Raw genomic sequence first — 15376 nt, 5'->3', positions numbered from 1 at the left:
CTACGGGACGAGGGTGAGCTCGTCCTCGGCCGCGTCGGCGACCGCCTGGACGCCGAACGGCCACGCGAACGTCTCGCCCCGGGCCCACGTCGCGAGCTGGTCGTCGTAGTGGCGCGACGCCGGGTGGCCCGACGTCCCGGTCACCGTCACCCACGTGGACCGGTCGAGGTCGTCGAGGTCGACGACCATGCGCATCGACGGGCCCGCGGTCACCTCGAACGAGCCGGAGGCCGCGTCCCACGCCGTGGCGTTGACGATCGACGACCCGCCCGGCATGCCGACGGGGTCGGGGTTGACGTAGTCGCGGACCGGCGCCGGGATCGACTCCCCGCCGAGGACGGGGTGCTGCAGCGCGAGGACGTGGAGGTTCCCCCACCGCCAGTCGTCCGGCTCCTTGCTCTGCTCCACCGTGAGGTCGAGCCGCGCGGACACGAGCGCCTGCGTGAGCACCTCGTCCCGCGTCTCCACGACGCTCACGGTCTCGCGGTCGTCCCAGAACGCGTCCGTCGGGTTGTCGACCAGGCCCTGCACGACGGCGAGCCACCGGCTCCCGCCGTTCGGTCGCGCGGACTCCGGCAGGTCGTCCCAGAACGTCAGCTCGAGGAGGTTGCGCCACACGGCGGCGAAGTACGCGGCCGCGGCGGAGTCGGTGTCGGTCCGGTAGTCCCAGTCCGCGAGGAGCTCCTGACCCTGGGCGGCGAAGTCGTCGTCGATCTCCTGGTCGAGGAGGATCGGGACGAGCACCTCCGCGTACGGGCTGCGGTCGTCCACCTGGATCTCGTTCATGGTGTCGACGTCGATCTCGCGGCCCGCCGCGATCTCGTCCTGCAGGAGCTGGCGGATGCGCTGCGCGCGGTAGCCGTAGTCCCAGTCGGTCGTGAGGAACGGCTCGACGCCTGCGGGGAGCACGGCCTGGTTGGCGGCGACGACGAACCCCTCGGCGGGGTCGACGACGCGCGGCATCTGCTCGCTCGGGACGTAGCCCTGCCAGTCGTAGCGCTCGTCCCAGCCGGGGCGCGGCCAGGAGCCGTCGGACGCGACGGGCCCGGAGACGGAGCCTCGCACCGGGATCTTCCCGGGGGCCTGGTACCCGATCTGCCCGTCGGTCGTGGCGAACACGATGTTCTGTGCCGGCACCTCGAACAGCGCCGCGGCGGCCTGCATGTCCTCGGCGTCCGCGGCGAGGTTGAACGCGAAGACGGCGTCCGCGGTGCGGCCGGGCTCGAGCGCGGTCCACTGGAGCGCGACCGCGTACTCCCCGAGCCGTGTGCCGTCGACCGGTGACTGGGTGACCGCGTCGAGCTCGCCGACCACCCCGGACACGACGGGCCCGTGCACGGTGGAGCGGATCTCCAGCTCGACGTCCTCCCCGCCGGCGACGCGCAGCGTCTCCGTCCGGGTCTCGAGCGGCACCCACTCGTCGCCGCGCAGGTACGTGTCGTCGCGCACGCGCTCGATGAAGAAGTCCGTGACGTCGGCACCCATGTTCGTCAGGCCCCACGCGACCTGCGCGTTGTGCCCGATGACCACGCCGGGGAAGCCGGCGAAGGAGAAGCCCGCGACGTCGAACCCGCAGTCGGGGCCGACCTCGGTGCAGTGCAGACCGACCTGCGCCCAGATGCCCGGGGCGCCGAGGCTCAGGTGGGGGTCGTTCGCGAGGATCGGCTGCCCCGTCGCGGTGTGCTCGCCCGAGACGACCCACGAGTTCGAGCCCGTGCCCTCGCCGCGGCCGATCAGCACGGGGACGGCGTCGAGCGCGCGGTCCGCGGCCTCGACGGCGGCCTGGAGGTGGTCGGACGCGAACGTCTCCTCCCCCTCCGCCGTGAGGTCGGCCGAGACGCGCTGCGGGTTCTCCAGCTCGCCCGGTTGGAGGATCGGGGCGTTGACGTCGCTCGGGTACGCGGGGAACAGCTCGGCGACGCGCGCCGTGTCCTGCATCGTGCCGTAGGCGAGGGCGCGCTCGAGCTCGTCGTCGTAGTTGCCGCGCAGGTCCCAGGCCATTGCCTTGAGCCACGCGAGCGAGTCGATCGGGTCCCACGGCTCCGGGTCGGTGACCTCGACCTGGAGGCCCAGGACCGTGTACTCGAGCCCGAGCTCGCCCGGGCTGCGGTCGTCGAGGTAGGCGTTGACGCCCTCGGCGTACGCCTGGAGATAGGCCTGCGTCTCGGGTTCGACGACCTCCCACTCCGCCTCCGCGACCTCCCGCCACCCGAAGGTGCGGGTGACCTTGTCCGCGGCGATCGCGTCGGGGTTGTCGCCGACGAGCTCCGCGAGGCGCCCGGCCGTGACGTGCCGCCGGTAGTCCATCTCGAAGAAGCGGTCCTGCGCCTGCACGTAGCCCTGGGCGCGGAACAGGTCCTCGGGGGTGTCCGCGTAGACGTGGGGCACGCCCTGCGCGTCGCGCAGCACCGTGACCTCGGCGTCCAGGCCGGACAGCTGGATCTCGCCCCCGGCCTGCGGGAGCGGACGACGCACCGTCACGACGACGAACGCCGCGCCCGCGACGAGGGCCACGACGAGCAGCGCCGCGACGCCGACGAGGACCCGGCGGCCTGTCGAGCGTCGGCGGGGGGTCTCGGCCGGGGTCGGGGCGGCCTCTCCGTCGGGGGCGTTCTCGTGGGCAGACACGGGTGCGAGACTACCCCGGGCCGTCACCCCGCCCGGCCCCGCGTATGATTAGCACTCGGAAGTTTCGAGTGCCAGCCCGTGGCGACCTGGCGGCAGCGACCGGTCCCCGGCACGGCGCCGTCACGTGAACGAGGAGAACCCGTGCCCACCTATGCCTACACCTGCACCGCCTGCGGACACGCCTTCGACATCCACCAGGCCTTCACCGACGACGCGCTCACGGTGTGCCCGGAGTGCTCCGGCCGTCTGCGCAAGGTGTTCTCGTCCGTCGGCGTGACCTTCAAGGGCTCGGGCTTCTACCGCAACGACTCGCGCGCGGGGAAGGGCTCGTCGTCGGGCGCGTCGTCAGGCTCGTCGTCGAAGACCGCGAAGGGCGGCGCCTCGTCCGGCGCGGCCGCCTCGACGTCGAGCTCGGGTTCGTCGACCGGTTCGTCGTCGACGGGCTCCTCGGCCTCCTGACCCTCGGCCTCCTGGCCCTCGGGCTCCTGGCCCTCGAGCGCGACACACCACCTCCGAAAGTCGACCACAGCGTCGGCCTCGCTCGTGGAGGACGCGACCCCGCGCCCCACCCGTCCACAGGCTCCGGCGGCCGGCACCCGTGCCCCGGCTACGGTCGCGGCCCATGGACCCCCTCGCCCGTGGCCCCCGCCTGCCCGACGACGCCCGTGCCCGTGCGCGCTCGGCCCGCCGCCTCCTCGGCGCGGCCTGGTGGCGCCTGCGCTTCGTCGCCGCCGCGCTGTGCTGCGGCCTCGCCGCCACGGCCTCGGTCGCCGCGCTGCGCCCACCTCCCCCGGACACCGTCCCCGTCGTCCTGACGACGCGCGAGGTGGAGGCCGGGGAGCCGGTCGGCTCCGACGACGTGCGCCTGGTCGAGGTCGCGGCCGCCTCTGCCCCCGCCGCGCTCCGCTCGACCGCCGACGCGGTGGGTCGCACCGCCTCGGTCCGCCTCGCCCCGGGGACGCTCCTCCAGGAGTCGCTCGTCGCGGCCGGGGAGCTCGTCGCCGCCGCGCCCGACGGGACGGTCGTCGCCCCCGTGCGGCTCGACCCGGCGGTCGGTGGCCTGCTCGCGCCGGGCGACCGCGTGGACCTGCTCGTCGCGCCCGGGCTGGCCGCTCCCCCGGACGCCGGGGCGCAGGCGGGCGCCGACGACCCCTACCTGGCGCGCGGCGCCGTCGTCGTCCCTGGCCGGGCTGCGGAACCCTCGGGCGGCGGCCTGCTCGGGACCGCGTCCGGGGGCGGTGCCGACGTCACCCTCGTCGCCGTGCGCGCGGGCGAGGCGGAGCGCCTCGCGGCCGTCGCGGGCTGGGGCGAGGTGACCGCCGTGCTCGTGCCCTGAGCTGCGCGCGCTGTTGCCGCCCACCGTCACCGTTGTCAGGATCGTCTCTGCACGGTCGTGGCGCCGTCGCCACGCGGTCAGCGACGTGAAGGGACCTCCCATGGGGATGCTCAACGGGTTCAAGGAGTTCGTGCTCCGCGGCAACGCGATCGACCTCGCGGTCGGCGTGGCCATCGGTGCCGCGTTCGGTGCGGTCGTCACGGCGATCGTCGACGGGCTCATCAGCCCGCTCATCGCGATGATCTTCGGCAAGCCCGACATCTCGAACATCTGGATGATCGGTCCCATCAACGAGGCGACCATCGACATGGGCCTCATCCTCAACGCGATCTTGCAGTTCCTGCTCGTGGCGCTCGCGATCTACTTCGTCATCGTCGTGCCGATGAACCACCTCGCCGCCCGGCGCAAGAAGGACGTCGAGCCGGAGCCCGAGGCCCCGGCCGAGGACGTCCGGGTCCTCCAGGAGATCCGCGACCTGCTCGCCGCGCAGGCTTCCGCGCCCGGCACCGGCTCCCTGGGTGGCGGTCCGGCGGCGGGCGGCCCCTCGGCCGGCCCGTCCGACCGGATCTGATCGCAGCGCCTGAACCGTCCTGTCCGAGCGTCAATGCCGGCCGTAGTGCGGCGGGACGTCGCGGAGCAGGCGCTCGTCGTCCGCGCCACGGCTCTCGGGTGACGGCGCGGCGTCGCCCCAGCCCCCGGGGCGCTCGTCCTCGCTGAGCCCGGCGACGGCCGACGTCTCGGTCCCGCGCCGGACGGCGCGCCGCGGCCTGCGGGCGCGCGGTCGGTCAGGCTCGGGCGCGGGATCGGGTGAGGTCGTCACGACCCCATCGTCCCACCGGAATCGGCGCACCGGACCGTTCCCGCGGGTCGTCCCTCAGAGGTCGTCGTCGCCGTGGTCGGCGTCGTCGTCGAGCACCGGCACGACGACGATCCGGTCGCCCCCGCCGGTCTGGGCGACGCCCCCGGACTCCGGCAGCCGCGCGTCGCGCACGTCCTGCACGACGCGCCGGATGCGCTCCGCCTCCTTCGCCGGGTCGAGGAACGCCGCGGCGGACCACACCTGGGCGACCGTCCACCCGAGCCGTTCGAGGCGTTCGCCGATCTGCCGGTCGCGCACGCGCACGCTGCGCTCCGCGACGTACGCCGCGTCGTCGGTCAGCACGGCGACGAGCAGCTCGCCCGGCAGGTCGGGGTGGCCCACCACGAGCGGGACCCGGTCGCCGTCCCCGATGCCGTAGTCGGTCTCGACGACGAGGCCGGCGCGCCACAGCCGCTCGGCGAGGTCGAGCACGAGGCGGTCCGGGCTGCCGCCGACGTCCACGCCGTTGCCGAGCAAGACCTGGTCGGCGGCTCCGCTGCGCTGCTCGGCGAGGTCCAGCACCTCGGCGAGCAGCCGGGCGCCGGGGCCGCGCAGCCGTTCGGGGTCGAGGTCGGAGGCGGTGAAGCAGGACACGACGTGCAGGCGTCGCCGGGTCGCACCGACGGTGTCGAGGAGCATCGCCTCGCTGCCGGGCGTCCCGAGGATGCCGAACCGGTGCAGGACGCGTCCGTGCGGGGTGCGGCCGAAGCCGACGGACAGCACGACGGTGTCGCGCACGAGACCGGCGACCCCGGAGATGTCGGCGACGACGACCGGCTCGGGCCGTGACGTCGAGAAGAACCCGGCGAGCGCGGGGTTGCGGCGCACCTCGACGAGGAGGGCGTCGCGGATGCGGTCGGCGTGCGCGGTGCTGATGGTGACGATCGCGAGCGAGTCGTCGGGGCGGGTGAGCGCGTGCTCGATCGCGACCTCGACGACCCGTTCCACCTCGGCCTGCGTGCTCTCCACGGCCCCCGAGACCGGGTCGGGCATCCCCGCGCCGTCCACGACGTCGAGCTGGACGAGCGCCTCGGCGCGCGGCAGGGGCGAAGGGCGCAGCACGCCGTCGTACCCGTGCGCGGCGAGGAACGAGGTGACGTACGGGTCGCGGCGCGAGCCGTCGGCGAGGAGCCGCACCATAGGCAGCAGGTCGGCGAGGTCGCCGACCGTCGAGGCGGACGCGGCGCGCCGGTCGCCGACCACGACGACCTGGCGGCCGCGGGCGAGCGCCGAGAGCACGAGCTCGACGGGCGCGTGCTCGACGGCGTCGAGCACGACGAGGTCGACCGTGCGGGTGGCGGGGAGCAGGTGCGGGACGAGGGTCGGCGTGGCGACGAGGACGGGACGCAGCCGCCGCAGCACCTCGGGGTGCTTCTCCGACGTCTCCCGGAGGCTGACGAGCCGGCCCTCGAGGAGCTCGGTGAACAGGTCCTCCGCCTCGTCGCGGTGCTCGCGCATCGCGGTGGCGAGGTGCTCGCGCACCGCCGCCCGGACCGGTGCCGCGAGCGACGCGACGTGCGTGCGGTCGAGGTCGCGGAACCGCCGCGCGAGGGCGTCGAGGCCCGCGCCGTCCTGGCCGGCGAGCGCCTGGTCCTGGGCGAGCACCTGCTCGAACACCGAGCTCCACCACGCGAGCTCGAGCTCGGCACCCACGAGGTCCGGCTCGACCCGCCGCGCCGTGAGGTCGGCGACGAGGTCGTCGAGACCGGCGGCGGAGAGCCGGCGCCGCACCGCGGTGCGGCGGGGCAGCTGGTCGAGGGACTCGGTGTCGTCGGCGAGCTCGTCGAGCCGCGCGGCGAGGTCGTCGAGCGGGGCGTCGAGGAGGCCGCCGCCGTGCCGCGTGCCGCGCAGGACCGGCTCGAGCTCCTCGGTGTCGATGCGCACGGCCTCGTGGGTGTCCTCGATGCCGGCAAGCCCCTCGGGCAGCCGGGGCCAGCCGCCCCCGGGGCACTGCGCCTGCCAGACGGCGCGCTGCGCCTGCACCTCGACGAGGGCCGCGTGCAGGTCGGGGACGCGCACGCCCGGGCGCACCATGTCCTTGGCCCGGCGGCGCAGGCGCCGCCGGGCGAACCAGCCCATGTCGACGCCGTGCTCCTCGCGCCACGCACGGCTCGCCGTCGCCTCGACCATGTCCTGCGCGGTGCGCTCGAAGATCATGGGCTGGAACACGTCGAGCGTGCCGCGCATCCCGCCGAGCATGCGGAGCTGGTCGCCCCACTGGCGCAGGGTCGTCGCGGGCGTGAGCCCGGTGACCTCGGCGACGCTCTCGATCTGCGCGCGCAGCCGGGGCAGCGTGTGCGAGCGCAAGCGCTCGACCCGGACCAGCGCGTCCTGCGCGGCCTCCCCGGTCGTGAGGTCCGCGCCGTACCAGGGGGTCGCCGTCGCGCGCGCGGTGAACACGCCGAGCTCGGCCGCCTCGCGCAGGTCCGCCGCGACCTCGTCGCGCCGCGGCCCGACGCCGAGCACCACCTCGGGCGCCAGGCGCACCGTCGTGTCGGGCGCGGGGCGCTGGGCCACGAGCCGCGCGAGCGCCTGGAGCGCGTCGTACGCGGAGACGTGCCACGGGTCGCGCGTGAGGTGGAGGGCCTCGATGTATCCGGCGAGCCGTGCGCGGGACCCGAGGAGGGCGTCGCGGGTCCGGGCGAGCTCGTCGTCCTCCACCGGCTCGGGCTCGGTGGCCATCGCCGAGAGCAGACGGTGGGAGACGTCGGCGCGCCACGTGGGCTCGGGGGCGACGTCGAGCACGAGCCCGCCCAGACCGAGCGACTCCAGCCGGGCGACGAGCGAGTCGGCCGCACGCCGGTGCCCCGGCACGTAGAGGACCTGCCGCCCGCTCGCGGCCGCCTCGGCGACGACCGCGGCGAGGGTGCCGCTCACGTCCGCCCCGGCCGGGGCGTCGACGAACAGGTGCGCCCCCGTCGTCAGCACGTCGACGACGTGCCGCTGCGACGGGTCGAGGTCCCCGACGCCGCGCTCCAGCTCCGGGTCCGCGTCGCCCACGCGCGGGGCGGGCAGGTCGCGGCGCAGGCGGGCGGTGGCGGCGTCGTCCCCCGCGAGGGCGGCGACGATCTCGTGGCGCGGCAGACCCGGGGCGAGCTCGTCGAGGTCGTCGACGAGCACCTGGCCGGGGTGGACGAACGTGCCGGCGAGCACCCGGTGGGTGAGCTCGAAGTCGCCGAGCACCGCACGCCCGAGCGCCGCGATGCGGTCGGTCGCGTCGCCCGGGTCGAACCCCGCGCCCGTGAACGTGCTGCGGGCGAGCGTCACGGGGTCGAGCAGCGCGCCGTGGGCGCGCAGGGTGCGGGCGAGGAGCGGGTTGACCTCCGCCGTCGGTTCGAGCGTGAGCTCGTAGTCGGTCTCGCCGTCGCCGCGCGGCGTGACGGTCACCGGTCGCAGGAGGACGGGCGCGCGCACGGTGCGCACGTCGGGCGCGGCGTCGGCCGGGGACTCCTCGTCACGGGCGGCGTCGTCGCGGCCGGAGTGCTCGCGGGCGGTGTCGTCGTGGGGGGAGCTCTCGTCCGGGGCGCTCTCGGCAGGAGAGGTCTCGCCGGGGCGGGACTCGTCCGCGGGCTCCTGGGTCGCCGTGTCCCCTGCGGCGTCCGCGGTCACGTGGACGGTCGGGCCGCGTCCGGCGACCCGGGCGAGGGCTCCGACGTCGTCCGCCTGCTCGGGGTCGACGGCCCCCTCGGTCCAGGTCGCGACGCCGATCGCGAGGTAGGTCGGCGCCACGCCGTACCGCTGGGCGTGCTCGGCGGCGCGGACGACGACCGCGCGGGCCCGACGGCGCGCGGCGGGCAGGGAGCCGCCCTCGCGGAAGAGGTTGGACAGCCGGGTCGGCCGCCCGGCGAAGAGCTGGGCAACCCCGGAGGGGTGCGCGGCCGTGAGGTCGACGACGGCGTCGCCGAGGAGCGAGATGTCGGCGAGGGACGACCCGCCCGCGAGCTCGACGAGACCGCCGCGCCACCGGGTCACGGCGTCCTCGACGAGGTCGGCGGTCGTCGGTTCGGGGACGAGGGCGGGCCGCTGCGGTGCGGGCGCGGCACCGTCCTCGCGGGGCGTCCCGGCGGGGTCCGGTGTCAGCCGGTCCGGATCGGCCACGCTCCGGGCGGCTGAGCTGGTTCGGGCTGCGGCGTTCACCCTCCGACGCTAACCGCGCGGACGGGCGCCGGGGACGAGGCACGCCGGGCAGGAGCGCGCTCCGGGTCGGACGGCGACGGGCCTGGGTCCGGTCGCCGGGGACCGCGCCGGGACGGTCGCCCACTGCGCCAGACGCCCGTCCATGAGCGCGCGGGCGCAAACCCGAAGGTTTCCTGTGAGAATCGCGCAGGAATGGCTCCTCGGCGCGCAAATGCGAAGAGCCCCGGACCGAGGTCCGGGGCTCCAGCCTTCCGGCGTCGAGCCGGGACGAGAAGACGGCGCGCACCGCGCAGGGGGCAGGCGATGCGCGCCGTCGGGCTCTAGTCTGCACGCTGTCAGGAGGGTGCGTCAACTCGCGACGGCCGTGGGCGCGAATTCACCCGCTCGCGCTGTCATCGCTCTTGGACACCTGTCCATGACGAGCACAGGAAAATCCGGGTCACCGGCCGGTGGAGGGGTGGGTGCGACGTCGGCCGAGACCCGGCCCGTCGTCGCCGGGCGACCCGTCGAGGGGACGGTTCGCCGGGTCGCCCGGCCCTCCCACGATAAACCACGACACGCGTCTAGGTTCAGGGACGGAAGTCCCGAGACACCGTCCTCACACGATCTCCTCGTTCCGTCACGTCGCGCTCACCGGCGCCCTGAGCGGCGCGCACACGGCCGGGCTACCGTGGAGGGACGCCCGCGCCCGACGCCGGACCGCGGCGCGCGCGGCCACGGCCGGCGGGACGAGCGGGCGGCCACCACCACCCGAGGACCCGGACGAGCAGCCACGTGACCCAGACCCCCGCCAGCCGCACCCCGAGCGCGCCCGACGACGCGACGCCCGAGCCCGACTCGACGGCACCCGAGGCCCCGAAGCTCTCGCTCACCCAGATCGTCGCGAGCGCGCTCGCCGCCGTGAGCACCACCGTGCTCATGTCGTACTTCGGCATCGCCGGCACCATCATCGGCGCGGGCGCGGCGAGCGTCGTCACCGTCCTCGCGAACTACTTCTACACGCGCTCGATCCAGCGCACCCACGCCCAGCTCAAGCCGGTCGTCAGCCACCTCGCCCCGCGCGGGCGCACGACGACGACCACGCAGATCACGCCGGTGCCGCGCGGCGAGGAGACGCAGCCCCTCCCCCGCGCCCGCGGCGCGGAGACCCTGGAGGCGGTGCGCGTCCCGCGCGGCACGACGACGGACCTCGCGGACTCCGCCGCCGACCCCACGGCCGGCTCGACGGCCGACTCCACGGCCCGGACCACCACCGACACCGGGGACGACGCGTCGCGCCCGGGACCGTGGTTCCGTCTCATCGACCGCTACGGCAAGGGCAAGGTCCTCGCCGCGTCGGCGGCGCTGCTGTTCGTGGTCGTCATGGGTGTGGTGCTCGTGGTGGAGCTCGCGATCGGCAAGCCGTTGTCCGACGCGGTGCGCGGCCAGGAGGGCTCGGGGACGTCGATCAGCCGGACCACCACCGTCGAGGAGCCCGTCACCCCGCTCCAGGACGAGCCGTCGGGCACGACGTCCGAGGAGCCCGTCCCCGCCGACGAGCCCACCGACCCCGCCACCGAGGACCCGGCCCCCGCGCCCACCGAGGACCCGACGAGCACCCCGACGGACGAGCCGACCGAGGAGCCCGAGACGACGCCGGAGCCCACCGACCCGGCGACTCCCGGCACCGGGTCCGACGGGTCGGGCACCGCGGGGCCCGGGGAGGGCGCCGGCTCCGCAGGCACGGGTGGAGGCACCGGGACCGGCACGGGGACCGGTGAGAGCGGCGACGCCTCGGGCGAGGACACCGGGTCCACCGAGCAGGTCGAGCCCACGCCGACGCCGTCCGCGAGCGTCGGGCTCGCGGCCTAGGCTCCCGCTCTCCGCCCCTGGTCGACGACGGTCGACAGCAGCGGACGCGCTCGGTCACGCTGACCCCGTGACCCGACGACGCCCTCACCACCCCGCACGACGCTCCACGGCCGGCACCTCGACGCCGACCTCGACGCTGGCCGTCACGCTGACCGTGCTGGTCGCGACCGGCCTCTCCGCCTGTGGGGGTGGCGACACGGGCGTCCCGGACCGCGAGCCCACGGTGACCGGGGTCGCGGAGTCGTCCGGGGAGGGCGCCGTGCTCGTCGAGCCGTCCGACCCCTACTACGAGCGGATGTCGCTCGACCTGGGCGACACGCTCCTCGTGGACCGCGACGGAGCGGCGCTCGACCCGGCCGACGTCGTGACCGGCGACGCGGTCGAGGTGTGGGTCGGCGAGGTGTGCGCCGAGTCCTTCCCGGTGCAGTGCGACGTCGAGGCGGTGCGCGTCCTCGACTGAGGGCGGTGTCAGAGCAGGCGCGTCAGGGCGGGTTCGTCAGGGGGACGCCGGGTCGGGCGGCAGCATCGGCCAGTCGGGCGGCGGGTCCTCCCCGACCCGGCCGTCGATCGCCTCGCGCAAGAGGTCCATGTGGCCCGTGTGCCGGCCGTACTCCTCGACGAGGTCGTGCAGGTGCCGCCGCACGGTGGGCCGGGCGTCGTGGAACTCGAGGTGCCCCGGCTGGTCGAGGCCGCCGTCGGCCAGGAGCTCACGGAGCCGCACGCGCGAGCGACCCACGGCGGCGTCCCACAGGGCGTAGACCTGCGAGGCCGTCTCGTCCGGGTCGACGGTGAACTGCCACCGCGCGACGTCGTCCTCCGGGACCGACGCCCAGGTGACCGGGACGCGGCCCGACATCCGCCAGGAGAAGACGTCGTCCTCGCACACCGCGAGGTGCTTGAGCAGCCCCCCGATGGTGAGCTCCGACGTGGGGACGGCTCGGGCGCGGAGCTGGTCGACGTCGAGCCCGTCGGCCTTCCAGCGGAACGTCGCCCGCAGCCGTTCGAGTGTCCCGACGAGGTGCTCGACGTCGGTCCCGGCGAGCGGGGGTTCCCAGAGCGGGTCGGTCATGGCGCGCGTCCTCTCGGCTCGGCGTGACGCCACCCACCGTACGCGCGACCACCGACGCCGTCAGCGTCGTGTCGGTGCGCCTGGGCAGATTCGAACTGCCGACACCCGCTTTAGGAGAGCGGTGCTCTATCCCCTGAGCTACAGGCGCGTGGCCCCGGGTCAGGGCCGCAGCACAGCCTAGCCGCCCGGGCGGGTGGGGCGCGAAGCCGCGTCGCCGCCCGGGCTCGACGAGCCGGGGCGGCGACGGGCGTGCGCTCAGCCGAGGACGGCCTTGAGGAACTCCTGCGTGCGCTCGTGCTTCGGCGCGGTGAACATCGTCTCGGGGTCGGCCTCCTCGACGATGCGTCCGTGGTCGAACATGAGCACCCGGTTGGACACCTCGCGCGCGAACTGCATCTCGTGCGTGACGAGGAGCATCGTGATGTCCGTGGTCTCGGCGATCTCGCGCAGGACGCCGAGGACGTCGGCGACGATCTCGGGGTCGAGCGCGGAGGTGACCTCGTCGAGCAGCAGGATCTCGGGGTCCATGGCGAGCGCGCGCGCGATGGCGACGCGCTGCTGCTGGCCGCCGGAGAGCTGGTTGGTGCGGAAGTCGCGCTTGTCCGACATCCCGACCTGCTCCAGCAGCTGCTCGGCGCGAGCGACCGCCTCGCCCTTCGACTGGCGCAGGACGTGCACGGGCGCCTCGATGATGTTCTCCAGCACGGTCATGTTGGGGAACAGGTTGAACTGCTGGAACACCATCCCCACGCGGTTGCGCACCACGCGCCGCCGCTTCTCGGGGACCTCGACCCACTTCTCGCCGCGGTACTCGTGCGTGTACGGGTCGCCGTCGATGAGGATGAGCCCGCCGTTCGCCTCCTCCAACGTCATGAGGAGGCGCAGGATCGTCGTCTTGCCGGAGCCGGACGGGCCGATGAGCGTCACGCGGTCGCCCTGGGCGACGCTGAAGTTCAGACCGTCGAGCACGACGTTGTCGCCGAACCTCTTGACGACGTCGCGGAACTCGATCGCGGGGACGGTCCCGGGGGTGTCGGTCATGGTCGTGCTCCCAGCGGTGGTGGTCTCGGCGGTCGTCTCAGGCAAGGCGGGTCTCCATCCGTCGCACCAGCAGCGACGTCGGGTAGCTCACCAGGAGGAAGAGCAGCCCGACCATCGTCAGCGGCTCGATGTACGAGAACGTGTTGGCGCCGAACTTCTGCGCCTCGGTGAACATCTCCACGACCGAGATGACGAAGAGGAACGGCGTCTCCTTGAACATGGAGATCGCGTAGTTCCCGAGGCCCGGCAGGGTGTTGCGGACCGCCTGGGGCAGCACGACGGCCACCCAGGTGCGCGAGCGCGGGAGGTTGAGCGCGGTGGCGGCCTCCCACTGGCCGCGCGGCACGGCCTCGATCCCGGCGCGGTACACCTCGGACATGTACGTCGCGTAGTGGACGCCGAGGACGGTGCAGCCGATGACGAGGGACGGCACGGTCGGCAGCAGGAGCCAGATGAACACGAGCTGCACGGGCAGCGGCGTCATCCGGACGAAGTCGGTGACGAGCCGCAGCGGGATCCGGACCCAGCGGGTCGGCGTGCGCATCGCGAGGGCGATGAGCAGCCCGAGGATCGAGGCGATGACCATGCCGACCACGGTCGCGAGAACGGTGATGCGCAGGCCTTCGAGGAGGTGCGGCAGCACCTCCCAGGCGCGGTCCCAGCGCCAGATGGTGTCGTCGTTCACGCGGCGACCCCCTTCCCGGCGATGGCCTCGGGGCCGACGTCGGGCTTGACGCGCAGCGCCTCACGGATCGAGGGGCGCGTGCCGCGGCCGAGCCGGCGCTTGGCACGCTCCTCGAGGTAGTTCATGCCCCACGTCAGCAGGTAGGCGATCGCGAAGTAACCGAGCAGGCCGACGGTGTAGCTGAAGAAGATGTCGTTCGTGGCGCGGCGCAGCTGGTCGGTCCAGTAGTTGAGGTCGTGCAGCGTGATGTAGTACGCCAGCGCGGACCCCTTGAGGAGCTGGATGAGCAGGTTCGCGAGCATGGGGATCATGAGGGCCCACGCCTGCGGGAAGATCACGCGGCGCACCTTGTGCGCCCAGCTCATGTTGAGCGCCGTGCAGGCCTCCCACTGGCCCTTCGGGACGGACTCGATGGACCCGCGCACCACCTCGGACCCGTAGGCGCCGTAGTTGAGGCCGAGCGCGACGATGCCGACCGCGAGGGCCGCCATCTCGTACCCGAACACCGGCAGCACGTAGAAGATCCAGAAGAGCTGCACCACGAGGGACGTGCCGCGGAAGAACTCCACGACGACCCGGGACGGCCCGCGCACCCACAAGGAGCGGGCGCGCGAGCCGAACCCGAGGAGGAAGGCGACGACGATCGCGAGGAGCGCGCCGCCGACCGTCAGCTCCAGCGTGACCAGCAGTGCGTCCCCGAGGCGGGGCAGCCGGTCGACCAGTGTCTGGATGTCGTCGGACATCAGGTCAGGAGTCCAGCCCCAGCTCCGGGCCGATCTCGTCCGCGATGGCCTCGAGGTCGCCCTCGCAGAGCATCTCGGTGGTCAGGCCCGACGGCGGGCGCTCGGCGTCGGTGAAGCCGAACGGCCCGAGCACCTCGGCGTAGCGGTCGGGGTCGGAGATGATCTCCTGCGCCTTCTCGTTGTACGCCTCGACGAGGTCGGTGTCGCCCTGGCGGAAGACGGTCGACCCGGCGCCGATCTGCGGCACGCCGTCGATCACGGCGACGAACGCGTCGGTGGCCTCGACGGCCGCGTCGGTGCTCTCGGCGAGCGCGCGCAGCGAGATGCCGGTGAGCGCGAACGCGTCGGCGCGGCCGGCGACGACGGCGTCGAGGCCGTCCTGCGGGCTGCCGACGTCGAGCGTCGACACGTCGGTCTGCTCGGCGTACCCGGCCTCGATGGCACCGGACATCACGGCGAGCGTGACGCCGCCGTCGACGGCGGACTGCCAGTCGGTGAGGTTCTGCGGGTTGCCCTCGGGCACGAGGAACGCCGTGGTGTACATGATCTCCGGCTCGGAGAACGCGGCCTGCTCGCAGCGCTCCGGGAGGATCGACATGCCGGCGCTGATGGAGTCGACGCGGCCCGCGTTGAGGTTCGGGATGAGCGAGCCCCACTCCGTGAGGGTGCCCTCGACGGTGTCGATGCCGAGCTCGGCGTAGACGGCCTCGTTGAGCGCCACGGCCGCGCCGGTGAGCTCGCCGCCGTCGTCCTCGTAGCTGTAGGGCTCCTCGCCGGCGAAGCCGACGGTGATGCTGCCGGAGTCCTGGAGCTCGGCGAGCGTGCCGCCGCCCTCGCCGTCCGACGTCTCGCTGCCGCCGTCGTCGACGCTGCTGCAGGCCGTGGTGGCGGCGAGGAGGACTGCCGCGCCGCCTCCGAGGAGCGCGCGGCGTCGGGACGCGGTGGTTCGCGTGGAAGTCATGGTTCCCTTCGTGCCCGTCGACGCGAGCGGTCGCGGACGGTCGTGGGGTGGTTGGACGATCGTCCA

At 74.2% G+C, this 15376-nt stretch carries 13 protein-coding genes and 1 tRNA gene; 5 read left to right on the top strand and 9 right to left on the bottom strand.

The annotated features are described in order from the left end of the window. Entirely contained in the window at positions 1–2628 is a 2628-nt protein-coding gene (locus LGQ04_RS10520; protein WP_229243656.1) for a penicillin acylase family protein, read from the bottom strand. Positions 2629–2769: 141 nt separating this feature from the next. On the opposite strand from LGQ04_RS10520, the gene LGQ04_RS10515 reads away from it, so the two are divergent. The 3 genes from LGQ04_RS10515 to mscL all read left to right on the top strand — a co-directional run bounded on the left by LGQ04_RS10515 (position 2770) and on the right by mscL (position 4535). After that, on the top strand, positions 2770–3087 hold the full coding sequence (locus tag LGQ04_RS10515; RefSeq protein ID WP_229243655.1) for an FmdB family zinc ribbon protein: 318 nt from the start codon (positions 2770–2772) through the stop codon (positions 3085–3087). Between the two features lie 163 nt (positions 3088–3250). Then, positions 3251–3964 carry an SAF domain-containing protein gene (locus tag LGQ04_RS10510; protein ID WP_229243654.1) on the top strand — a complete coding sequence of 238 codons (714 nt, stop codon included), beginning with the start codon at positions 3251–3253 and terminating at the stop codon, positions 3962–3964. A gap of 100 nt (positions 3965–4064) precedes the next feature. After that, positions 4065–4535 (top strand): large conductance mechanosensitive channel protein MscL, encoded by a 471-nt coding sequence (gene mscL / locus LGQ04_RS10505; RefSeq protein ID WP_229243653.1) that lies wholly within the window; start codon positions 4065–4067, stop codon positions 4533–4535. A gap of 30 nt (positions 4536–4565) precedes the next feature. Here mscL and LGQ04_RS10500 read toward each other — a convergent pair whose 3' ends face one another. Both LGQ04_RS10500 and LGQ04_RS10495 read right to left on the bottom strand, forming a co-directional pair. Beyond that, a complete protein-coding gene (locus LGQ04_RS10500) occupies positions 4566–4784 on the bottom strand; it encodes a hypothetical protein (RefSeq protein ID WP_229243652.1) in 219 nt (72 codons plus the stop codon). A gap of 54 nt (positions 4785–4838) precedes the next feature. After that, the gene (locus tag LGQ04_RS10495) at positions 4839–8921 is read right to left on the bottom strand and encodes a PDDEXK-like endonuclease domain-containing protein (RefSeq protein ID WP_229243651.1); all 4083 of its coding nucleotides are present in this window, start codon (positions 8919–8921) and stop codon (positions 4839–4841) included. A gap of 813 nt (positions 8922–9734) precedes the next feature. Between LGQ04_RS10495 and LGQ04_RS10490 the strand changes: the two genes are divergently transcribed. Both LGQ04_RS10490 and LGQ04_RS10485 read left to right on the top strand, forming a co-directional pair. Then, complete coding sequence (locus LGQ04_RS10490) at positions 9735–10811, top strand: hypothetical protein (RefSeq protein WP_229243650.1); 1077 nt, start codon at positions 9735–9737, stop codon at positions 10809–10811. Positions 10812–10878: 67 nt separating this feature from the next. Then, a complete protein-coding gene (locus LGQ04_RS10485) occupies positions 10879–11271 on the top strand; it encodes a hypothetical protein (RefSeq protein ID WP_229243649.1) in 393 nt (130 codons plus the stop codon). A 36-nt stretch (positions 11272–11307) separates the two neighbouring features. Here LGQ04_RS10485 and LGQ04_RS10480 read toward each other — a convergent pair whose 3' ends face one another. The 6 genes from LGQ04_RS10480 to LGQ04_RS10455 all read right to left on the bottom strand — a co-directional run bounded on the left by LGQ04_RS10480 (position 11308) and on the right by LGQ04_RS10455 (position 15310). Beyond that, a complete protein-coding gene (locus LGQ04_RS10480) occupies positions 11308–11880 on the bottom strand; it encodes a mycothiol transferase (protein WP_229243648.1) in 573 nt (190 codons plus the stop codon). Between the two features lie 75 nt (positions 11881–11955). Continuing rightward, positions 11956–12028, bottom strand: a tRNA-Arg gene (locus LGQ04_RS10475). A gap of 107 nt (positions 12029–12135) precedes the next feature. Then, positions 12136–12921: an ectoine/hydroxyectoine ABC transporter ATP-binding protein EhuA gene (ehuA, locus tag LGQ04_RS10470; protein WP_229243647.1), complete on the bottom strand. Its 786-nt coding sequence runs from the start codon at positions 12919–12921 to the stop codon at positions 12136–12138. A 37-nt stretch (positions 12922–12958) separates the two neighbouring features. Beyond that, the gene (ehuD, locus tag LGQ04_RS10465) at positions 12959–13606 is read right to left on the bottom strand and encodes an ectoine/hydroxyectoine ABC transporter permease subunit EhuD (RefSeq protein ID WP_229243646.1); all 648 of its coding nucleotides are present in this window, start codon (positions 13604–13606) and stop codon (positions 12959–12961) included. Continuing rightward, positions 13603–14349, bottom strand: a complete 747-nt coding sequence (ehuC, locus tag LGQ04_RS10460; RefSeq protein WP_229243645.1) for an ectoine/hydroxyectoine ABC transporter permease subunit EhuC — start codon at positions 14347–14349, stop codon at positions 13603–13605. Before ehuC ends, ehuD begins: the two co-directional genes overlap by 4 nt. Before the next feature lie 4 nt (positions 14350–14353). Next, entirely contained in the window at positions 14354–15310 is a 957-nt protein-coding gene (locus LGQ04_RS10455) for a transporter substrate-binding domain-containing protein (RefSeq protein WP_229243644.1), read from the bottom strand. Between the last annotated feature and the right edge of the window lie 66 nt (positions 15311–15376).

This window comes from Cellulosimicrobium marinum, assembly GCF_020551945.1.
GTDB classification, from domain to species: Bacteria; Actinomycetota; Actinomycetes; order Actinomycetales; family Cellulomonadaceae; genus Cellulosimicrobium; species Cellulosimicrobium marinum.
The sequence above is the reverse complement of the archived record's forward strand: the minus strand, read 5'-3'. Positions and strand labels throughout refer to the sequence as shown.